Genomic DNA, 21,139 nt, shown 5'->3' on the forward strand with positions numbered 1-21,139 from the left:
TCGCCGGGTTACGGCTCGTTCGCGAGCGGCCGGGACCGGTCGTCAAGCCATGCCTGCCGGTCCGGTGAGACTCCGAAGCAGCGACACCTCGGACAGCTCGCGGCACACCGCGACTCCGGCACGCGCCTTGATCGTTTCCTGCGCGCGTTCGTAGGATCAGGTGATGGCGGCCTGCTTCAGCGAATCGGCAGCCGGCGAGAAGGTTTCCGGCGGCCGGCCGGACGGGCCGTACGGCATGGTTGGTCCGTGACAGGCGCGGATCGCGTTCAAGGCCGGACCGGCAACCCTCGGCCCCGCAAGGCCGGCGTGACCGCGTTGCGGCCGGCCAGGGTGCTGGTCGTCGACGACGAGACGCCGATCGTCGAGGTCCTGACCGCCATGCTCACTTTTGCGGGGTTCCGTGTCCGGACCGCCGGTTCCTGCGCGCAGGCGCGGGTGGTCGCGCAGGAATTCGTTCCCGAACTCGCGGTGCTCGACATCATGCTGCCCGACGGTTCCGGGCTCGATCTCTGTCTGGAGCTGAGGGCCCATCACGAGCAACTCGCGGTGCTCCTGTTGAGCGCACGCGACGCGGTCGAGGACAGGCTGGCGGGTCTCGCCCTCGGTGCAGACGACTACGTGACGAAGCCGTTCAGTACCACCGAGGTGGTCGCCCGGTTGAACGTGCTGCTGCGGCGGCAACTCCCGGCCGCCGAGGACTCCCCGACACTGCGGGTCGGTGACCTGGAATTGGAGGAACGAACCCACCGGGTCACCCGTGCCGGACGGACCGTCACGTTGTCGCCGACCGAGTTCCGGCTGCTGCACTACCTCATGGGCAACGTCGAGCTGGTGGTGTCGCGCCAGCAGATCCTCAGCCACGTCTGGCGCTACGAGTTCGGCGACGCGGCGGTCGTCGAGAAGTTCGTCAGCCAGCTACGCCGCAAGATCGACACGGATGGCGCCGTCCCGCTGCTGCACACCGTCCGGGGTTTCGGCTACGTACTGCGCGAGCCGGCCGCATGAGAGGCTTCGCCGCCCTGCGCCACAGCGGCGCCTGGCAGGGACTTCGGGGACGGCTGCTGGGCGGAACGCTGGCGTTGCTGGCCGCCGGGCTGCTCGTCGCGGACGTCGCCGCGTACGCCGCGTTGCAGACGTTCCTGCACAACCGGGTCGATGTCACGCTCAAGAACCTGGCCAGCCGGATCGAGCAGCACACGAGTGCCGGGGACGGTGCCACGATCAACTGGAACGCGGTCCGTGTGCTGTTGCCCAGCACCCAGTACGTCGCCGTGGTCGCCCCGGGTGGCACCGTTCTGGTCGCGCAGACCGCACAGCCGGGCGACGGCGTGACACCGCCGGTGCTGCCGGACCTGGCCACCGCCGCGGGCGGACCGTTCACCGCCGCCGGTGTGGGCGGCGGCCCCGGCTACCGGATGACCGTCATCCCGCTCGCCGGTGCCGGGCGGCCGACCCTGATCATCGACGGGGCCCAGATCCGGCCCACCGCGATCATCGTCGGCGTGTCCCTCGTCGATGTCGACGCGACGCTGCATCGCCTGCTGATCGTGGAGGTCATCGCGTCGGTGGCCATCATGGCGGCCGGAATGCTGACCGCGATGCTCGTCCTGGATGTCGGTCTGCGCCCGCTGCGGACGGTGGCGGACACCGCCAAGGCCATCGCCGGCGGCCAGCGCGGCCGCCGGATCCCGGTGCCGCACCCGAACAGCGAGATCGGCCGGGTGGCCACGGAACTCAACGACGCCTTCGACGAACGCGAACAGGCCGAGGACCGGGTGCGGCGTTTCGTCGCCGACGCATCGCACGAGCTGCGTACGCCGCTGACCACCATCCGCGGCTGGGGCGACCTGTACCTCAACGGCGGCATCGCCGACTGGGCGCAGGTGGACCGGGCCATGGAACGTATCGGCGACGAGACGGGCCGGATGCAGCGGCTGGTCGAGGATCTGCTGCTGCTGGCCCGCCTGGACGCCCGGCGCCCGCTGGACCGGGCCCCGGTCGACCCGGTCGACCTGCTCGACGGTCTCGTCGCCGACCTCGGCGCGGTGGAACCGGAACGGAAGGTCACGCTGCACGCCACCACTCCGCACCCGGTCGTGCTGGGCGATGAAACGGCCCTGTTGCAGGTCCTTCGCAACCTGCTGGGCAACGCGTCGAAATACACGCCCGCGGACAGCCCCATCGAGGTCGTGGTGGACGGGCGCGACTCGGACGTCGTGATCTCCGTCCGCGATCACGGACCAGGCCTCGACCCGGAGGTCATCGGCCGCGCGTTCGAACGGTTCTGGCGGGCCGACGACGGGCGGGCCGCCCACGGCGGTAACGGGCTGGGACTGAGCATCGCGCGGGAGATCGCCGAGGCCCACGGGGGCACGCTCGGCCTGCACGACCGGCGGGCGGACGGCGGCGGCCTGGAGGCCCGGCTCACGCTCCCCGCGGCTCAGGGTGGCGACTCCCGTACGGTGTAGCCGAATCCGCGTACGGTGTGCAGCAGCGCCGGGTGCCCGGCTCGGTCGACTTTGCGGCGGAGCTTGCTGACGATCTTCTCGACCGCGCCCGCGTCACAGAACCCGTGCCCCCACACGTGGCTGAGCAGCTGCTGTTTCGACACCACCACACCGGCGTGACGCAGCAGATGCACGAGCACCTTGAACTCGGTCGGGGTCAGCTCGATCGGGGCACCGGCGCGGCTGACCCGGTGACCGTCCTCGTCGACGCACAGGTCGCCGGCACGCAGGACCGGGCGGGAGGCCGACGGTGGCGGGGCGTCCATGCGGCGCCGCAGGACGTGCAGCCGGGCCACCACCTCGGCGACGCTGAACGGCTTGGTCAGGTAGCCGTCACCGATGCTGAGCCCGTCGAGCTTGTCGGTCTCCGCATCGCGTGCCGACAGGAACAGCACCCCGAGATCGCCGCCCGCGTCCCGCAGTGACCGGCACAGGTCCAGGCCGGATCCGTCGGGAAGCATCACGTCGAGCACGGCGATCTCGGGCCGGAATTCGGCGGCCATCCTGCGGGCCTCAGCGCAGGTCCGGGCCGCCCGCGTCGCGAACCCGGCGAGGGCCAGCGTGGCGGTGAGCACCTCGAGGATTCCCGGCTCGTCGTCGACGACCAGCACGCGGGTGCTCCGGATCGGCGGTGCCGGCCATCCGGACCGTCCGAGGAGTTCCGGGTCGGGTCGGTTCACCCGGCCATGATGCCCGAGGAGCCGGATCGAGACAGCGGCGCGGGGCTTCGTAACGGTGAGTGATCTTGTGATCGCCGATCGTGGCCGTCCGCATCCTCAGCGAACAGGCAGGTTGGCGGCGGCGGCCGGGAAGGTTTCACCGGTTCGCTGACAAGCGTGTCAATGAATGAACCCGCAACGGGATGGACTCCCCGGCCGATGCGCGCGGCCGGTGCGGCCCATGACGGTGTGCTCGCGTACCGATGACATCCGTTCTCTACCGCCTCGGCCGGTCCTGCGCCCGGCACGCGCGGGTGGTCACCCTCGGATGGGTCGTCGTCGCGGTGCTCCTCATCGTCGCCGGCAACCGGCTCGGCGCCGGCAACGCCGACGCGATCGCCGTCGACGGCAGCGACAGCATGGTGGCACAGACCCTGCTGGACCGGGAGTTCCCCGGCAAGGCCGCCGAGCCCAGCCGGATCGTCTTCGAGGTTCCCACCGGCAAGCTCACCGACCAGAGGTACGCGAACGCCCTGGACAGCACCGCGGCGCGGATCCGGGGGATCCCCGGTGTGGGCGTGGTCAGCGATCCGCCGGCCGCCGGTGACGACTCGCTCAGCCCGGACGGCCGCATCGGCTACCTCACAGTCACCCCGGAGTCCGACTCCGTGGCGACCGTCGAGCTGGCCGAGCGGGTCCGGGACGCCACCGGGCCGGCCCGGCAGTCCGGTGTGGAGGTCTCGGTCGGCGGCCAGCTCGGCCAGCAGCTCTCCCGCAGTCCGGTGCACCGCAGCGAACTCATCGGCATCGTCATGGCGGTCGTCGTCATGCTGCTGGCGTTCGGGTCTGCCGTGGCGATGGGCGTACCCATCGGCACCGCGATCCTCGCGGTCGGCGGCGGCCTGGCCCTGCTCAAGCTGCTCGGCAACGCGGTCGACGTCCCGACCGTTGCCGCCACTCTGGCCACGATGATCGGACTGGGTGTCGGCATCGACTACGGGCTCTTCCTGGTGGTGCGTTTCCGTCGCCTGCTCGCCCGCGGGCTGCCGGTCGAGGAGGCGGTCGGGCGTACCGCCGCGACCTCGGGCGGGGCGGTCGTGGTCGCGGCCGGCACGGTGATCATCGCGGTGTGCGGGCTGGCCCTGTCCGGCGTCTCGTTCGTCGGCTGGCTCGGGTACTCCGCCGCGGTCGTCGTCGCGGTCAGCCTGCTGTCCGCGGTCACGCTGACGCCCGCCCTGCTGGGATGGCTCGGCCCGGGCGTCAACCGCTGGTCGCTGCCGGGCCGCCGCGCGGCGGCCACGGGCCGGGACGCGGCCGAGCTGGACGGCACCGGGTGGGCGCGGCTGGCCGCCCGGGTGGCCCGGCGCCCGTGGACCACCGCGGTCGTCGCGTCCGTGGTGCTGCTGACGCTGAGCGCGCCGGTGCTGGCGTTGCACCTCGGTCAGATGGATGCGGGGCAGCTGCCGGCGTCCACCGAGTCGCGCCGGTCTTACGACACGCTGGCCGAGGGCTTCGGGCCGGGCGCGAACGGCCCGCTGCGGATCGTGGTCGAGATGTTCGACCCGGCCGCCGCGCCGCAGGGGGAGAAGGCGGGGGAGGGCAAGGACGTCCGGACGCGCGACCCGCGCCTGGTCGCGCTGCGCACCACACTGCAGCAGACCCCCGGCGTACGCGCGGTGAGCGAACCCGTGATCAGTGCTGACTCGGCGGTGGCGGTTTTCAGCGTCACCGAACAGACCTCGCCGTCGGACGAGCGTACGGTCGAGCTGGTTCAGCGCCTGCGCAACGCCACGCTGCCGCAGGCGCTGGCCGCCACGGGCACCGAGGGTCATGTCGGCGGGCTCACCGCCACGAAGGCCGACCTGGCGGAGCGCATCTCGCAGCGGCTGCTGTTCCTGATCGGCGCGGTGGTGGCGTTCGCCTGCCTGCTGGTGCTGCTGGCGTTCCGGTCGGTCTGGCTCGCCGCCAAGGCCGCCGTCATGAACCTCATCTCCATCGCGGCGGCGTACGGCGTGGTCGTTGCGGTGTTCCAGTGGGGCTGGGGGATCCATCTGATCGGTCTCGACGGACCCGTCCCGATCGAGTCGTACGTGCCGATGATGATGTTCGCCATCCTCTTCGGTCTTTCCATGGACTACGAGGTCTTCCTGCTCAGTTCGGTGCAGGAGCACTGGCACGCCACGCGGGACAACGCCCGGGCCGTGCGCCTGGGCCTGGCGGACACCGGCAAGATCATCAGCAGTGCGGCGCTGATCATGGTGTCGGTCTTCGCGAGCTTCATGATCAACACCAATCCGATCGTCAAGATGTTCGGCCTGGGACTGTCCGTGGCCGTGGCCGTCGATGCGACCGTCGTGCGCTGCCTGCTCGTCCCGGCGGTGATGGTCCTGGTCGGGCAGCGGCAGTGGCGGCTGCCGCCGCTGCTCGACGTCCTGCTGCCCAGGATTTCCATCGAGGCCGACCCGTCCACGTTCGACGGCACGCACGTCCCAGACCGGCCACGACCGGACACCCGTCGCGGCACGCTGTTCCACTGGAACCGGTGGAGTGCGGCGACCACCGCGATTCCGCTCGCCGTGCTGATGGTGAAGATCGCGGTGCACCACGGCACGGTGGCCGCGGCCACCGCCACCATCGTCGCGGTGCTCCTCGGACTGCTCGTCGGGGGCAGCACCGGCCCGGCGCCGGCATCGCCGCTCGCGAGGTTGCTCGGCACCGGTGCCGGTGTCGGCGCCCGCAGCGCGGGCCTCGCCCTCGGCGTGGGCGCGGGCGCACTGGCCGCCACGCTCGCCGGTGTCCGGCTTCCCCCGGTGCCGTCGGCCGCCGGCGTGACGATCGTGCTCGCGATCGTGCTCGCCGTCACCCCGTCACTGCTCAGCCGCGGTCGCCTCCCGCTCGTCGCCGCCACGGCAGGGACCGTCGCATTCTGGATCGCCTGGGCCTTCGACGCCGGCGACCCCGCAGCCGCCGCCGCGGCCGCCCTGCTGTGGTCCGCCGCCGGGCTGACCCTCTCGCTGCTGGGACGCGTCCTCGGCAACGGCATCGCCGCCCGCGTCGCCAGGCCGCGGCGCCCGCAGCACCGCCAACCCCCGCCACCGAGCGACCTCCAGGCCCTCCTCGACGACAGCGCCGAGGAAAGACAAGACCCTGCCGCTGAGGCCACCGTTGCCGCCGGGCCCTCCGACGATCGGACGTGAACGCGATGACCCCGCCACTCCGGCGCACCGTCGCCGCCGCGGCCGTGCTGATCCTGGTCGGCGTCACGGCGCCCAGCGCGCCGGTCCGCGCAGCCCAGCAAGCGGCCTTGCAGGTGACCGACCACGAGACCGTCACCGTACGCGTGGACGCGAGCGGCACCCCGGTCTCTGCCCAGCTGGTCGACGTGCTCACCGCCGCAGGCACGGGTGAGGCCGAGGTCCGCAACCCCTCCGCCACCACGCACCTGCGCAACCTGCGGGGATACCGCCGGCCCGAGGTCGCTGGCGATGACCTCGTGCAAACCGTACGCGCGGGCGGCCAGCTCGCCACCGAGGCGACCGTCACCGATGCCGTCCCCATCAGCCTGCACGCCCAGTACCAACTGGACGGACGGACCGTCTCACCCGCCGACCTGCGGGGCCGCAGCGGCAAACTGACGATCACCTACACGGTCACGAACCGCTCCGCTGCGGACACGAAGATCACCTACGCAGACTCCGGCGGCACCGCACACACCGTCACCGAGAAGGTCTTCACCCCGCTCGTCGGTGACCTCGTCGCCGAGCTGCCAGCCGGATACCGCAACGTCACGGCCCACGGCGGCACCGTCTCCGGAACGGCCACCGGAGGCAGCCACGTGGCGTTCAACCTGATGCTCGCGCCGCCCATGGGCAGTCCCCAGTCGACGGTCAGCCTGAGCGCCGACGTCACCGACGCGGACATCCCCGCGGCCGTGATGCAACTGATCCCGGCCACGACCGGCACCGACCCGGCGAGCGCGTTCACCGCCCGGACCTTCCACAGCACCAACGAGGCCAACGTGAAGCTCGCCGAAGGCGCCGACGCCGTCGACGACCAGGCGGTCGCCCTGCAAACCGGGATCGCCGGCCTCGCCGACGGGCTGAAACAGATCGCTGACGGAGCGGACACGTTGCAGAAGCAGCTGAACGGTCAGCTCGTCCCCGGCGCGAAAGCGACCGCGAAAGGAGCCGCCGAAACCAGTGACGGCGCCGCGAAACTCGCCGGCGGCACCGGTGAGATCGCGTCCTCGGCGGCGGATCTGTCCACCGGTACCCGACAGCTCAGCAACGGGCTGGCCCAGCTCGATGCGGCCCTGACCCGTCTGTCCGGCACCACCGGCATGACCGCCAGCCTCGCCGGAGCGCAGGCGCTGGAGTCGGCCGTACAGCAGATCGTGGCCCAGCTCGGCTCCGCCGACGACCCGGACAGCGTCCTCGGCGCCCTGAACCGGCTCACCGACGGCGCCGGGGCACTGGACAAGAGCCTGCGATCCGCGGCAGACAACGCCGGTACCCTCGCCAAGAGCATCGAATCCAGCGCCGGCAGCACCGGGGCACTGTCCACGGCGATGTCCGGCACAGCCACGCTCATCTCGGGCATCATCGACGCCGACTGCCGGCCCGGCGGCCCGCTCTCCGCCGCCGATTGCGCGGACCTGCGCCAGGCGCTCAAACAGAGCACGGGCAGCGCCGCCGGCATCGACACGCTCGGCGACGAGCTGGCCAAGGCGGCCAAGGCTCTGCGAGAGCTGAGCACCGGGCTCGGGCGCACCGAGGACGCCGCCGCAGACCTCAGCCGGGGCCTCGCCACGACCGCAGACGGGCTGCACCGCATCACGGTGGCACTGTCGAACCCGGACGGCGGCCCCGCCGCCACCAAGGGAGTACTGCAGGGCCTCAACGCACTCGTCGCGGGCTTGGCCCAGCAGGTCAGCGGCGTCACCGCGCTGGCCTCGGCCGCGGGTCACAGCAGCGTCGCCGCCGATCAGGTGAACCAGGGCGCGGCCCGGATCGCGGCCGGCTCGTCGGCTGCGGCGGACAGCGCCGCGGCGCTCGAACGCGGCACCGGCGAGGTCGCGAAGGGCAGCGCCCAGCTCGCCGAGGGCGCCGCGGCCGGCGCGGCGGGAGCGGCCGACCTGGCCGCGCAGACCGTCAAGAGTGCCGACGGCGGGAAGAACGCCGCTACCGGCGCCGAGCATCTGCACACTGCGGGCACCGCGACACTGACCGAGAGCATCGTCGCCGGCTCGGCAACCCCGGCCCAGGTGTCGGCCCTGTTCACCGCGATGGACAAGCGCGCGGCGCAGGCACTGCCGTACGGCGCCCCGGACGGCGCGACCGGGTCGGCGATGTGGGCCTTCCGGATGGACCCCTCGGCGGCGGCCGACCCGTCTGCGGCGCCGGAGGGCGGCGCCCGTACACGGATCATGGTCGCGGTGGGCCTGTTGCTGGCCTGCGCCGCCGTCGTCGGCCTTGTCCGGCGCTGGCCGCGCGGCGTCAATCACCCGGCGGACGACGCGTCTGCGGCCTGACACCGGGCTCAGCGCCGTCGCAGGGGCCGGGCCCATCGTCTCGGCCCCTGCCCCCGACCCCGGCTCGCCGGGTGATGGTCGGGCGGCGCGGGCTAAGGGAGGTGTTCGGTGAGTTGCTCGACGGCCCAGCGTGACCACTCCTCGGCGGTCCGCGAGCCTCGGATGCCGTACTCGAGAATGAGCCAGGCGGCGACCTGAGCAGGGTCGCCGGCCCATTCGACGTTGTCTCGGATCGCCTCCAGCGCGGTGAGACGCTCGTGGTTCAGCCGCGCGAACCGTTCCAGGTACGCGGTGCCCTCCTGCCGGCTGAGGGTCCACAGGAAGAAGACGCGCAGCAGGGCGGCGCTGCGGAAGGGCTGATCGAGGTCGGCGTCGGTGAGCCAGTCACGAAGCTCTGCGCGCCCGGCGTCGGTGATGCCGTACTCGCGGCGGTTGCGGGCGCCGGTCCCGGTGACCTCGATCAGGCCGGCCTCGCTGAGCTTGCCCAGTTCGCCGTAGACCTGGCTCTGCTGGGCGGGCCAGACCATGGCCAAGGAGGTCTCGAACTGCCTGAGCAGGTCGTATCCACTGGCTGGCTTCTCGGCGAGCAGCCCGAGGACGGCGTGACGCAGGCTCATGGGGCCACCCTACATTCCCCGATTCACCCGTCACACCTGGACGTTTCAAGGATGACATGTCAGTCTTGGAGGGTACTCCTCAAGCCTCGTGAAGGAGAACCACCGGTGAACTACGTACGCGGTTTCGCGCCCTGGCTGTGCTACGCCGCCCTGAGCTCCGTCGACTGGCGGCTCGGCATGTGCGCCGCGGCCCTGGCCGCCCTGCTGCTGCTCGCCGGACAGGCACGCGCCCGTCGCATCGACCTGCTCGGCGCCGCGACGTGCGCGTTCTTCGTGGTGATGGCCGGCATCGTGCTGGCGGACCCGGCGTCGGAGCTGCACCGCTGGACCTGTGCCCTGGCCAACGGCACCCTGGCGGGCGTGGCCGCGGCCTCGCTCGCCGTGCGCCGCCCGTTCACCCTGGCGATCGCCCGCACCCAGGTCCCCCGCGAGTTCTGGCACGCTCCCCGGTTCATCCAGGTCAACATGGTGCTGACCGCCATCTGGGCCGCCGGCTTCACCACTGCCGCGATCGTCTGCGCCCTCATCATCCGGTACGACCACGCCGCCACCGTGCCGCTCGTCCTCGCGCAGCTCCTGGGGTTCGTGATCCCGTTCGCCATCTCCGGCCGATACGCCAGCCGAGCCCAGGCCGCCGCCCGACAGGCCCGGGCATGACCCGCGCCGCGGGCCCTGATGCGCCGGCGGAACACCAAGCGTCAACCGTGCGGCCGCGCGCCGCGGAGGAAGGGGAAACGTCGATGACCGAGACCGTGGCCGAACGTGCCCAGTCCGACAGTGCCGTGCCGGTCAGCCCGGAACGTTTGATCTACTTCTCGGATGCGGTGATCGCCATCGCCATCACGCTCCTGGCGCTGGAGTTGCCGGTGCCGACCGGAAGCGTCCACGGCAACCACGGCGTACTCGAGTTCCTGCGCGAGCACTCAGCGGAGTACCTCGCGTTCCTGATCAGTTTCACGGCGGTCGCCATGCAATGGATGGCCCATCACCGGCTGTTCAGGTACGCGACCGGCCTGGTGGGCGGCGTCATCCAGGCGAACCTGGTGTGGCTGCTCATGATCGTCGTCATGCCGTTCACGACCAAGATGCTGACCAGCGAGGCCGACGGGTTTCAGGTCCAATTCAGCATGTACGCGGCGGACCAGGCCCTGGCCGCCCTGTGCCTCGTCCTGGCGTTCACCGCTCTACGCCGGCGCGGCCTGCTGCGAGCAAACACCCCACCCGGGGCGATCACCGAGACGCTGGATTGGATGACCACGGTCATCGTGGTCTTCACCATCTCGATCCCGATCGCGTTCATGACCCACTGGGCGTCGTTGTCGTGGATCTTCCTGCCCGTGGTGAGATCCGCCATCCGCTTCGCTCGGCGAGCAGCCTCCACGGCGTGAACCAAGGCAGGTCGTCCGTGTGCGGATGCGCCGACGTCGGCCATCGAATCGCGGCTGCCCGGGCGCGGTTCGCGGCGCAGACCCCGCGAACCGGATGGGGGGTGGAGGCCATGGGGGTGTACTCCCGGGCGTAGCGTCGACCTGTTCGAGAGGGAGGGAGGTCTCGTGGGCAGGCGATGGAATGAGCTCAGCCAGCGGCAACGCCGGTACATCATCGTGGCGGCGGCCTTTGAGTCCGCGCTGAAGGCGGCGATGCTGATCGACCTCAAGCGGCGCCGCCCGGATCAGGTACGGGGACCGAAATGGTTGTGGGCCTCCAGTGTGCTGGTGAACTCCGCGGGGATCGTGCCCGCCGCCTACTTCATCGTCGGCCGCATCCGATAGGCCCGGCCCGGGCCGATCTGCGGGGCGTGGCTCGCAGACGAACAGCGGCAGGTCAGGATCCTGCGTGCCGACAAGCCGCATGACGCGGAGAAGCTGGCCGAGGACTCCGTCCGACGCGACAACCAGGACACCGTGTAGACAGGCGCCAGGGTGCGGACGCGCCCGCTGGGCAACCTGACGGCATGGGAGGTCGCATGCACCCCGGCAAGACCGTGACGGATCGTCGCCACCCGATAGTGGAGCAGGAACTTGCCCGGCGAGCCGCGGACTTCCAGCTCCGGCTCGCCGACAAGATCACCCAGTTCGCCGGGTCGATGAACTTCGTCTACCTGCACGCGGTGGGATTCACGTTGTGGATGCTGTTTGTCGAATTGAACCCGTGGCCGACCCTCACGCTCATCGTCTCCCTCGAAGCGATCTTCCTGTCCACCTTCGTCATGATCGGGCAGAACCGTCAGGCCACATTCCAGCAGGCCAAGGCCGACCACGACTTCCAGGAGCAGGAACTGGAGCTCAAGACGAACACGGAGCTGACCCGGGAGATCCACCGGCTGACCACCGAACTGCACCGGCGCCTGGTCGACCAGGGCGACGGCAAGGACCGCGACCTGCCTTGATCCTCTCCACGGCTGCTTGTCGAAGGCGGCGACCGGGCTCATGCTGAAGCGGCGGGCAATCCGAACCAGCCAGGAGACCGTCACCCTGGCCTCCATCCAGGAGAGTGCGATGGCCATGGGCCGCGATGTTCTTGCCGTCACCGGCGTATTGCTCGCTGTCGGGCGCCGGACCAGGGCGAACGCGGGTGGCGCCGGGGCCACCGCCTGCCGCCGGGGCCCTGCCGTGCCCGGTGGTGTCGTCTGCGTCCGGCCCGTCACCCGTGCGCGCGCGTGACCTGGGCCTCGGCCCGGCCTGGGGGCCGACCGGCCGGGACAACGCGATCACGGACGTGCCCGGCGTGCTCGTCGGCCACACGACGCTCGTCGCCGACCCCGGTGTACGGACCGGGGTCACCGTGGTGCTGCCTCGCCCCGCGACGATCTTCCACCAGCCGGTCTTCGCCGGCTGCCACCGGCTCAACGGCAACGGCGAGCTGACCGGGCTGGAGTGGATCCGCGAGGCCGGACTGCTCTGCACGCCGGTTGCCCTGACGAACACGCACAGCGTGGGTGTCGTGCGCGACGCCTTGGTGGCCTGGGAGGCCGCGCAACGCGGACCCGATGACGAGTTCTGGGCGCTGCCGGTCGTCGGCGAGACGTGGGACGGACGCCTCAATGACATCAACGGCCAACATGTACGGCCCGAGCACGTGCTCGCGGCACTCGCCGGGGCGCGTCCCGGCCCGGTCGCCGAGGGTAACGTCGGCGCCGGCACCGGGACGATCTGTCACGGCTTCAAGGGCGGCATCGGGACCGCGTCCCGCGTCGTCACCGACGAGCACGGCAGTTTCACCGTCGGCGTGCTCGTCCAGGCCAACCACGGTTGCCGCGCCCGGTTCACGGTCGACGGCGTCGCGGTCGGCGGCCTGGTGGGGCCCGGCATCGTGCCGCTGCCGGGGCCGGGCAGCCATCCCGAAGGGGCCGGCTCGATCATCGGCGTCATCGCCACCGACGCCCCGCTGCTGCCCCATCAGTGCGCCCGGCTCGCGCGTCGGGCCCCGTTGGGTCTCGCCCGGCTGGGCGCGGTTGGCGATCACCACAGCGGAGAGTTGTTTCTCGCCTTCGCTGTCGGCAACACCGGGCTGACCGGCGACCACGACACGGCCCCGCCCGAGCACCGGATCCGCATGCTCGCCGACTCCCGCATCACCGGTCTGTTCGCCGCCGCCGTCGACGCGACCGAGGAGGCCGTTCTCAACGCGATGCTCGCCGCCCGCACGATGACCGGCCGCGCCGGCGCCACCGCGTACGCACTGCCAGGGGAGTTGTTGACCGAAGTGCTGGCGCGACTTCGTTGCCGGTAATCCGGCCCAGCTCGTGGATTGTTGTGGCAATACCTGCTGCAGAAAATGGGCGATATCGGTCCTAAAAGGATCACAGCTGAGTAAGAGATCTTGCGATGCCACTTTACTGATGTGAAATTCCATCGAATAATGTGGATTGCTGATCAGCGTTAACAGGGGCCCCGATCACTCCACCCCATCCCCTCGCCTCGGAGCCGGAGCATCCCCATGCGTCAACGCAGCTCTTTGCTTGCCAGACTGGCCCTCCTCGTGCTGACCGCGGTGGCCGCACCGGTGCTGCCGCCACTCACGGCACCGGCCGCCGCCGCCGCGACTGTCGCGGGCATCGACGTGTCGCGATACCAGCCATCGATCGACTGGAGCCGGGTCGCGTCGGCCGGCTACCGGTTCGCGTACATCGCCGCCGCCGACGGAACCGTCCAGAACCCCTACTTCGCCCAGCAGATGACCGGCGCGAAGAACGCCGGGCTGTTGCGCGGCGCGTACTTCTTCGCCGAGCCGGTCTTCGAGGCCGGTGCCACGCACGCCGGCATGTTCCTCGACCAGGTCGGCTACCGCGCTGACGGCTGGTCGTTGCCGCCCGTGCTCGACGTCGAGCAGAACCCCTACCAGGGCGCGTGCGACGGCCTGTCCTCGACCGCGTGGATCAACTACATCGCCGGCTTCGGCTCGACGGTCAAGTCCCGCACCGGCCAGGACGTGGTCATCTACGCCTCGCCGAACTTCTGGCGGGATTGCGTCGCCGACACCACCCGCTTCTCCGAGACCAATCCCCTGTGGATCGCCCACTACGGAGTCAGCGCCCCCTCGATTCCCGGCGGCTGGCCGTGGCAGACCTTCTGGCAGTACACCAGCACCGGCACGGTCCCGGGCATCAGCGGCTCCGTGGACCTCGACGTGTTCAACGGTTCCTACAGCCAGCTGAAGAAGTTCGCGCCGAGCACGTCGACCGGCGGCCCACCCGACGTCCTGGACTACCCGTGGGCGGGGCTGACCATCGGCCAGGGCGGCGACCAGTGGGGCATGGGCTACGGCCAGTGTGTGTCCTTCGCCGCGTGGATGGCGTACAAGAACAACGGCGGCGACCAGCATCCGGCGTCCATCCCCGCGCGGGGATGGTTCCCGTCGAACGGTCTTGACCTCGGCCCGGTCCGCGAAGCCTGGGGAAACGCCGGAGACTGGAGCGTCAACGCCAAGGCGGCCGGCTACGTGGTGGATGGCAAGCCGCACGTGGGAGCCGTCGCGCAGTGGGACAACGGCAGCAATCGGGGCACGTTCACGGTCGGACACGTCGCCTACGTGACCGCCGTCGACGCGGACGGATCGATCGAGCTGGCGCAGTACAACCTGCGGGAGGACAGTGCGTTCTCCACGCTGCGCATGACCACCGCAGGAGCTGACGACACGTCCAACGGTCACCCGGCGTTCCACGTGTCCTGGCCCGACCACTTCATCCACCTCGGCGACCAGAATTTCCTCGCCGGACAGTGAATGCGTTCTCCGTGCGCACAGGTCAGCCCCGTGGACGTCGTCGAGCGGCGGCGTCCACGGGGCGGCTGCCGGGACCGGACCGTGGCGGCGTCGCCCTCATCGCGCGCGTGACACCATCCGGGCGTGGAGCGCGCGCGCCTTCGCGTCCCCGGCCAACAGGGGCAGCGCGGCGAGCCACGCCGCCGCCGCGGGCCCGTCCCGGGCGGTGCAGACATCGACGTCGGGCCATCGGGCGAGGATCGCCGACACGACAAGATCGCGCACCGGTCCCGCCGAGGCGAGCAACCCGCCGGCGAGCACGACGGGAGTGCCGCTCGTCGCGACCTGTTCGAGATCGGCCATGAGCAGGTCGGCGGCCTCGCGCACGATCGATTCGGCGGCGGTGTCACCCGTGCCGTGGGCCTGCATCACGAGCGGGGCGAGCTCGGCCAGTGTTGTCGGGGGCCGTCGGTTGACCTCACGGATCAGCGTCGCCAGCGATTCCCGTGCCGAGCTGTGGGCGGCGGCGTCCGCTGCGTGCGGGTCGCCGGACGGCATGCCGTGCCCGGCGACCGGTGCCGGGCCCGGGTGCCCCGCGGAGCGACGGGTGGCGGGGGACAGTCCGGCAGCACTCCCGGCGAGATACCACCCGACGATGAGCTCGGGCAGCGCAGACATGGGTGCGCGTCCGTCCAGGGCGGACAGCGCGGACCGTACGGCCTGGCGGCCGATCCAGTAGCCCGAGCCGTCGTCGCCGAGCAGCCATCCGTGGCCGCCGTGGACGGCAACCGGCTCCCGGTCCCGGATCCGGGCGGCGACCGCGCCCGTGCCGGCGATCAGGACCGATCCCTCGGGCTCAGGGGAACCGGCGGCGAACGCGACGGTCACATCGCTGGTCACCCGTACCGGGCAGGTGAGCCCGGCGGCGGTCCAGATCCGCTCGAAGCCCCGGACGGTGTCCGGGTCGGACGCGTACTGGCTCGCACCGGCCAATCCGACCACGCACGCCTCGACCGCACTCGGGTCACTCGTACGCAGGGCGGCGCCCACGGCCGACGCGATCCGTTGTGCCGCAACGGTGACGCCGTACGCGGAAGGGTTGGCGCCAGCCGCGCGCCCCACGCCGATCCGCCGTCCGGCGGTGGTGGCGAGCAGAGCCCGCGTCCATGTGCCGCCGACGTCGAGGCCCAGGACCAGTCGCTCCTGGCGGGATGCCGAGCCGGGCATGCCGTTGTACTCCTTTGCGCCGCACCAGCCGATGCTGTGGTCTCCTGTGGAATGATGGCAAAATCATCGCGCCGTCTCAACAGGACGCCATGACCCTTGACGTGGAATCCCGCCACCTGCTTGGGTGTGCCACAAGCGGATCGTGCGACATGCGTGGCCTACATCAGGTCGCGAGGTCGCCGACGAAACACCTTGGATTTATGTGGAATCTGGGGGTGTGTGATGAACGGAAGGATCGTTGTCACGCCGGTGCTCTGCGGCGCGCTGCTCGCGGCGGCCGCCTGTTCGTCCGGCAGTGCCGACTCGACGGCTCAGGACCCGAACGGTGCCATCACCGTATGGCTGCAGACGGACGCGCAGACACTCTGGCCGCGCGCCGTCGCGGACGCGACAACCGCTTTCCACCAGACGTATCCGAACGTCAGGGTCGACGTGGCCTACCAGTCGTGGACCGACCATCTGACCAAATTCGACGCGGCCGCACAGGCGGGCGCGGTGCCGGACGTCCTGGAGTTCGGCAACAGCGAGACCGCCCAGTACATCGCGGCCGGAGCGCTCGCCGACCTGACCGCGGACCGGGCAAGCTTCGACAACTCGTCGACCTGGCTCGACGGGCTCACCGCCTCGTGCACGACGGACGGCAAGCTGTTCTGTGTCCCGTACTACGGGGGGAGCCGCGCCGTGATCTACCGCAAGGACATCCTCGCGGACGCCGGGATCTCCCTTCCGCCCGCGAGCTGGCCCGAGCTGCTCGCCGACGTACGGACGATTGCGGCCAGGCACACGGCCGACCCGAACTTCTCCGCCTTCTACCTGCCCGGTTCCTACCCGTACGGCGGGCTGCCGTTCGTGTTCGACGCGGGAGGCCAGATCGCGACCCGGTCCGCGGACGGGCACTGGCACGCCACACTCGAGTCCGCACCGGCGCAGACCGGGCTGGCGCACTGGAAGTCGCTCATCGACGCCGGATATCGCGGCGACCGGACAAAGACGAACGTGAACTCGTACGTCCAGCTCGTCTCCGGCGAGGCGGCGATGTTCTACGACACGTCCGGCCAGATGAGCGCAGTCTTCGGGCCCAAGGGCGATCCCGCGCTGAGAGACAAGATCGGCACGTTCCCGCTGCCGAGCCCGACCCGACCCGGCCAGTTGGTGCCTCCGTACCTGGGCGGCTCCGATCTGGCGGTGGCCAAGGCCGCGAGGCACCCCGCCTGGGCAAAGGAATGGATCAAGGCGTACACGTCGTCGGAACGGCAGACGCAGTTCGTCGCCAGCGGCTTCCTGGCGAACACGAAGACCATCACCTCGGCGGATCCGTTGCGCGCCGCGTTCTCCGCGGCACTCGCACACACCTGGTCCGTGCCGCCGGCGCCGAACTGGGCGCAGGTGGAAAAGGACAAGGTCATCAACCAGATGCTCGTGGACGTGGCCACCGGACGGCCCATCGCCGATGCCACCAAAGCCGCCGACCTGGCCATCGAGAAGAATCTCAACCAGCCGTGACGTCGACCGGCACCACCCCGAGGGCGGATCGATCGGAGGGCACGCCGGTCCGCCGGACGCCGCCCGGGACGGCGGCGACCGGGTCAGGAACGCCGCCCGCGCGACGCCGGCGCCGGCGCACCGGGCTCACCCCGTACGCATTGTCCGCTCCGGCGCTGCTCGTGCTGGCCGGCGTGCTCGGGTATCCGCTGGTCAAGCTGGTCGTTCTGTCCTTCCAGCGATGGGGGCTGGCGCAGATCTTCAACCCGGACGCGGAGCCGTCGTTCGCCGGCTTGGACAACTACCGTCGGATCTTCAGCGACCGCTTCTTCTGGACGGTCCTGGAGCGCACCGTGCTGGTCGCGGCCGCGATGGTCGTCCTGTCCATGCTCGTGGGCGTGGCGGTGGCCCTGCTGATGCAGGTGGTTCCGGCCTGGTGCCGATGGATCATGACCTTCTCGCTGGTGCTCGCATGGGCGGTGCCGCACCCGGTCGCCACCGAGATGTTCGCGTGGATGACCGACTACAACTACGGCGTCCTCAACGATCTGCTCGGCATTCCGCAGCACAACTGGTACCTCGAAAACACGCAGGGTTTGGCCGTCGCGACGGCGGTGGTCGTCTGGGGCGCCGTGCCACTCATCGCGATCACGGTGCATGCCGCACACAGCCAGATCCCGCGTGAGCTGGTCGACGCCGCCCGCGTCGACGGCGCGTCCCCGGTCCAGGTGCTGCGCTGGGTGACCCTGCCCCTGCTGCGGCCGATCCTGCTCATGCTGGCGGCACTGTCGCTGATCTGGGACTTCCAGGTGTTCACCCAGATCTGGGTGCTGCGCCAGTCCAATCCCACCCGGGACTACTTCACCCTGGGCATCTACGCGTACGCGAAGGCCTACTACAGCCACGACTACGGTTACGCCGCCGCGCTGGCGGTCGTCACGGTCGCGCTCCTGCTCGGCGTCATGGTCGCGTACCTGCGCCAGATCCTGCGGATGGGGGACTCGGCATGACGCGGCCGCGCAGGCTTATCTGGACCGGGTGCGGGCTCGCCGTCGCCGGATTCTGGGCCTTCCCGGTGTACTGGATGGCGAACACCGCCTTCAAGCCCGGCCGGGACATGCAGACCATCACCCCACAGTTCTGGCCGCACCATCCCACGCTGGCCAACTTCCGTACGGTCGTGACGGACGCCCTGTTCTGGCGCGCGCTGCGCAACAGCGTCATCGTCACGGGTCTCGCCGTGGTCGCGGCGATGGCGGTGGCCTTCCTGGCGGCGCTGGCGATCTCCCGCTTCCGGTTCCGTGGCCGCAAGGCGCTGCTGCTCACGGTGATGATCGTGCAGATGGTCCCGCTCAACGCGGTCGTCATCCCGCTGTTCCTGATGTTCAGCGCCGCCCGCCTCACCGACACACTGCCGGGGCTGGTCCTGGCCTACCTGGCCTTCGCGATGCCGTTCGCGGTGTGGACGCTGCGGGGTTTTCTCACCAACATTCCGGCCGAGCTGGAGGAGGCCGCGATGGTGGACGGGTGCGGCAGGTTCGGCGCGTTCATCCGGGTCGTGCTGCCACTGGTACTGCCCGGCCTCGTCGCCACCTCGATCTACACGATGATCCTGGCCTGGAACGAGTTCCTGCTCACCTACTTCCTCATTTCCAGCCCGAACCACTACACGCTGCCGCTGTGGCTGACCCACTTCACCCTCGGCGAGGGGACCGAGTACGGGCCGCTGATGGCCGGCTCCACACTCATCGCGTTGCCGGTCGTGGTCTTCTTCATGCTCGTGCAGCGCAAGGTTGCCGGCGGTCTGACCGCCGGCGCGGTCAAGGGCTGAGCCGGCTGACCGCGCCGGTCAGTTCGCCGGCGCGGTCAGCCGGCGGTGCGCGTACGGATCCATGTCGGCTGTGACGCTGCGGGCGGCCAGCCAGGCGGCGGCGCCGGCGCAGCTGCCGGCCAGGACCGGATCAGCCTGGTGGTACGAGGCCAGCCGCCGCTGCACCTCCCGGCCGATCGGGCCGTGTCCGGACAGCAGTGATCCGGCGAGCACCAGTGGCTCGTCCGGGTCGTCGGCGTTCAGAGAGTTCGCCGAGTCCACGAGGAGGGTGACCGCGCGGTCCACGATCCGTTGCGCGACCCGGTCACCGGCCTCGGCGGCGGCCGGCACCAGCCGAGCCAGCCCGGCGAGGGCGATCGGCGGTCCGTCGTAGACGCTGTCGCGCAGCACGAGGATCTGCTCGGCCGGATCGGCCGGCACCGACTCCTCGCCGACCAGCGTCGCCAGCACGGCCTGAGTCAGCAGAGTCGGCTCGCCGCGGTGGTCCAGCTCGGCGAAGACCGCGCGGACCGCCTGGCGGCCGAGCCAGAAGCCGGATCCGTCGTCGCCCACCAGCCAGCCGTTGCCGTCGACCCGCTCCAGCACCTTCCCGTCGCCGATCCGGGCGGCGATCGCGCCGATGTCCGCGATGAGCACTGAACCGTGCCGTCGTTGCGTTCCGGCCGCGAACGCGGTCACCGCGTCGGCGACCACCTGGACCGGGCAAGTCAGGCCCGCCAGCCGCCACACACCGGCGAGCGGTTCGACGGCGGCGCCCCGGGTGAAGCGGAGCACACCGGCGGCGCCGACGACGACGACCCGGACCTGTGCGGGATCGACAGTGGACAGCGCCTGCCGACCGGCTGCGCTCAGGTGCTCGACGACCTCGGCGACCGGCAGCGCCATCGCGTTCGCCGAACCGGATCGGCCCCGGCCGACCACGTGACCGTCGGTGGTCGCGCACACGGCCTCGACCAGGCCGGTGCCGGCGTCGATCCCCAGAACCAGGCTGCTCGCCGCGGTGGCGTTTGGCATCGCGTACTCCTGAGAGGTGGCGGCGTTCGGGAGGGTCGTCGGGCGGTGGGTCGCAGTCGTCGGCGCCGGGGCCCGGGCGGAAACGCGGAGCGGTGCACTCCACACTAATCCATGACCACTCTTGACTAGAACCCCCAGACATCGATAGTTTTCCGGTGTGCCGTCATCGCGGTGCGCCACATGTTCGCCGGCCATTGCGACGCAGGTGCGTCATCGCGCTGCCGATCCGAAACACCCGGTTGACCAAGCGGAGTCGCAGCACATGAAGGAAGAACTGCTCGCAGCCGCGCTGCCCGAGGAGCGTCGCCTGCAGATCGCTGCACAGCTGCGCCGAGACGCCCGGGTCCGCGTCGAGGATCTTGCGCAACGGTTCTCGGTGTCGGGGGAGACGATCCGTCGCGACCTGCAGGTGCTGGAGGAACGGGGGCTGCTGCGCCGCGTCTACGGGGGCGCCGTCGCTCAGGAGGACCGCGCCTGGGAGAGCGCGATCGCGGAGCGCGCCGTCCTCCGCCTGGACCCCAAGCGTGCGATCGCCGCGACCGCGGCGGCCCTGGTCGAACCCGCCGACACGGTCATCCTGGACCTGGGCACCACCGTCGCGGAGACCGCGCGGGCGCTGCCGGCCACGTTCGCCGGCCGGGCGCTGTGCTGCTCCGTGCCCGTCGCCGCAGAGCTCACCGGCCGCGAAGGGGTTGAGGTGCACCTCGCCGGCGGGCAGCTGCGCCGGGCCGATCTGGCATGCACCGGCGCCAGCGCCGAACGCTTCCTCGAGCACTTCTTCGCCGACTGCGCCTTCATCGCCGCCACCGGCATCCACCCGAAAGCAGGCATCACCAGCGACCGCCTCGACGAGATCCCGTTGCGGCAAGCGATCCTGCGCCAGGCCGCGGAGACGTACGTGCTGGCCGATTCCGCCAAGCTGGGCCACATCGCGGTGGGCCGGGTCTGCGTACTGTCCACGGTCACCGCCATCATCACCGACTCCGCCGCCGATCCGGCGGCCGTGCGCATGCTGGAGCAGGCCGGTGCCCGCGTGCTCGTGGCCCCAGCGCTCACCGGCCCGGAGTGAC

The 21,139-nt window shown here is 70.8% G+C and carries 18 protein-coding genes; 14 read left to right on the forward strand and 4 right to left on the reverse strand.

Translation table 11 applies throughout. From position 1 onward, the window contains the following. Positions 1-246 precede the first annotated feature (246 nt). Positions 247-1,005 carry a response regulator transcription factor gene (locus ACMCNK_RS33665; protein WP_412740356.1) on the forward strand — a complete coding sequence of 253 codons (759 nt, stop codon included), beginning with the start codon at positions 247-249 and terminating at the stop codon, positions 1,003-1,005. Then, positions 1,002-2,468 (forward strand): sensor histidine kinase, encoded by a 1,467-nt coding sequence (locus tag ACMCNK_RS33670; RefSeq protein ID WP_412740357.1) that lies wholly within the window; start codon positions 1,002-1,004, stop codon positions 2,466-2,468. The genes ACMCNK_RS33665 and ACMCNK_RS33670 overlap by 4 nt, the downstream gene beginning before the upstream one ends. On the opposite strand, the gene ACMCNK_RS33675 is transcribed toward ACMCNK_RS33670, so the two are convergent. Beyond that, positions 2,441-3,187, reverse strand: coding sequence for a response regulator transcription factor (locus ACMCNK_RS33675; protein ID WP_412740358.1), 747 nt, complete (start codon positions 3,185-3,187; stop codon positions 2,441-2,443). The genes ACMCNK_RS33670 and ACMCNK_RS33675 overlap by 28 nt on opposite strands. 242 nt (positions 3,188-3,429) lie before the next feature. Between ACMCNK_RS33675 and ACMCNK_RS33680 the strand changes: the two genes are divergently transcribed. Both ACMCNK_RS33680 and ACMCNK_RS33685 read left to right on the forward strand, forming a co-directional pair. Continuing rightward, positions 3,430-6,363, forward strand: coding sequence for an MMPL family transporter (locus ACMCNK_RS33680; RefSeq protein WP_412740359.1), 2,934 nt, complete (start codon positions 3,430-3,432; stop codon positions 6,361-6,363). A 5-nt stretch (positions 6,364-6,368) separates the two neighbouring features. Further along, the gene (locus ACMCNK_RS33685; RefSeq protein WP_412740360.1) at positions 6,369-8,696 is read left to right on the forward strand and encodes a hypothetical protein; all 2,328 of its coding nucleotides are present in this window, start codon (positions 6,369-6,371) and stop codon (positions 8,694-8,696) included. A 92-nt stretch (positions 8,697-8,788) separates the two neighbouring features. On the opposite strand, the gene ACMCNK_RS33690 is transcribed toward ACMCNK_RS33685, so the two are convergent. Beyond that, positions 8,789-9,313: a PadR family transcriptional regulator gene (locus ACMCNK_RS33690; RefSeq protein WP_412740361.1), complete on the reverse strand. Its 525-nt coding sequence runs from the start codon at positions 9,311-9,313 to the stop codon at positions 8,789-8,791. 105 nt (positions 9,314-9,418) lie between these two features. Between ACMCNK_RS33690 and ACMCNK_RS33695 the strand changes: the two genes are divergently transcribed. The 6 genes from ACMCNK_RS33695 (at position 9,419) to ACMCNK_RS33720 (ending at position 14,536) form a co-directional block, all read left to right on the forward strand. Next, positions 9,419-9,970 carry a hypothetical protein gene (locus ACMCNK_RS33695; RefSeq protein ID WP_412740362.1) on the forward strand — a complete coding sequence of 184 codons (552 nt, stop codon included), beginning with the start codon at positions 9,419-9,421 and terminating at the stop codon, positions 9,968-9,970. 83 nt (positions 9,971-10,053) lie between these two features. Further along, the gene (locus ACMCNK_RS33700) at positions 10,054-10,701 is read left to right on the forward strand and encodes a TMEM175 family protein (RefSeq protein WP_412740363.1); all 648 of its coding nucleotides are present in this window, start codon (positions 10,054-10,056) and stop codon (positions 10,699-10,701) included. Positions 10,702-10,866: 165 nt separating this feature from the next. Continuing rightward, the gene (locus tag ACMCNK_RS33705) at positions 10,867-11,085 is read left to right on the forward strand and encodes a hypothetical protein (RefSeq protein WP_412740364.1); all 219 of its coding nucleotides are present in this window, start codon (positions 10,867-10,869) and stop codon (positions 11,083-11,085) included. Between the two features lie 182 nt (positions 11,086-11,267). Then, entirely contained in the window at positions 11,268-11,702 is a 435-nt protein-coding gene (locus ACMCNK_RS33710; protein ID WP_412740365.1) for a DUF1003 domain-containing protein, read from the forward strand. Between the two features lie 233 nt (positions 11,703-11,935). Continuing rightward, positions 11,936-13,045, forward strand: a complete 1,110-nt coding sequence (locus ACMCNK_RS33715) for a P1 family peptidase (RefSeq protein WP_412740366.1) — start codon at positions 11,936-11,938, stop codon at positions 13,043-13,045. A gap of 207 nt (positions 13,046-13,252) precedes the next feature. Beyond that, positions 13,253-14,536: a GH25 family lysozyme gene (locus ACMCNK_RS33720; protein ID WP_412740367.1), complete on the forward strand. Its 1,284-nt coding sequence runs from the start codon at positions 13,253-13,255 to the stop codon at positions 14,534-14,536. Positions 14,537-14,632: 96 nt separating this feature from the next. Here ACMCNK_RS33720 and ACMCNK_RS33725 read toward each other — a convergent pair whose 3' ends face one another. Next, positions 14,633-15,742, reverse strand: a complete 1,110-nt coding sequence (locus tag ACMCNK_RS33725; RefSeq protein WP_412740368.1) for an N-acetylglucosamine kinase — start codon at positions 15,740-15,742, stop codon at positions 14,633-14,635. Positions 15,743-15,964: 222 nt separating this feature from the next. Here ACMCNK_RS33725 and ACMCNK_RS33730 point away from each other — a divergent pair, with 222 nt between their 5' ends. Genes ACMCNK_RS33730 through ACMCNK_RS33740 form a run of 3 tightly spaced genes read left to right on the forward strand, consistent with a single transcriptional unit; the run spans position 15,965 to position 19,055 of the window. Beyond that, a complete protein-coding gene (locus ACMCNK_RS33730) occupies positions 15,965-17,245 on the forward strand; it encodes an extracellular solute-binding protein (RefSeq protein WP_412740369.1) in 1,281 nt (426 codons plus the stop codon). After that, a complete protein-coding gene (locus ACMCNK_RS33735) occupies positions 17,242-18,234 on the forward strand; it encodes a carbohydrate ABC transporter permease (protein WP_412740370.1) in 993 nt (330 codons plus the stop codon). The genes ACMCNK_RS33730 and ACMCNK_RS33735 overlap by 4 nt, the downstream gene beginning before the upstream one ends. After that, on the forward strand, positions 18,231-19,055 hold the full coding sequence (locus ACMCNK_RS33740; RefSeq protein ID WP_412740371.1) for a carbohydrate ABC transporter permease: 825 nt from the start codon (positions 18,231-18,233) through the stop codon (positions 19,053-19,055). Before ACMCNK_RS33735 ends, ACMCNK_RS33740 begins: the two co-directional genes overlap by 4 nt. Positions 19,056-19,073: 18 nt before the next feature. Here ACMCNK_RS33740 and ACMCNK_RS33745 read toward each other — a convergent pair whose 3' ends face one another. Further along, complete coding sequence (locus ACMCNK_RS33745) at positions 19,074-20,069, reverse strand: N-acetylglucosamine kinase (protein WP_412740372.1); 996 nt, start codon at positions 20,067-20,069, stop codon at positions 19,074-19,076. A 262-nt stretch (positions 20,070-20,331) separates the two neighbouring features. Here ACMCNK_RS33745 and ACMCNK_RS33750 point away from each other — a divergent pair, with 262 nt between their 5' ends. Continuing rightward, complete coding sequence (locus ACMCNK_RS33750) at positions 20,332-21,138, forward strand: DeoR/GlpR family DNA-binding transcription regulator (RefSeq protein WP_412740373.1); 807 nt, start codon at positions 20,332-20,334, stop codon at positions 21,136-21,138. Position 21,139: the final 1 nt, after the last annotated feature.

The sequence above is a fragment of the Krasilnikovia sp. MM14-A1259 genome (assembly GCF_047159535.1).
In the GTDB taxonomy this organism is placed as follows: domain Bacteria; phylum Actinomycetota; class Actinomycetes; order Mycobacteriales; family Micromonosporaceae; genus Actinoplanes.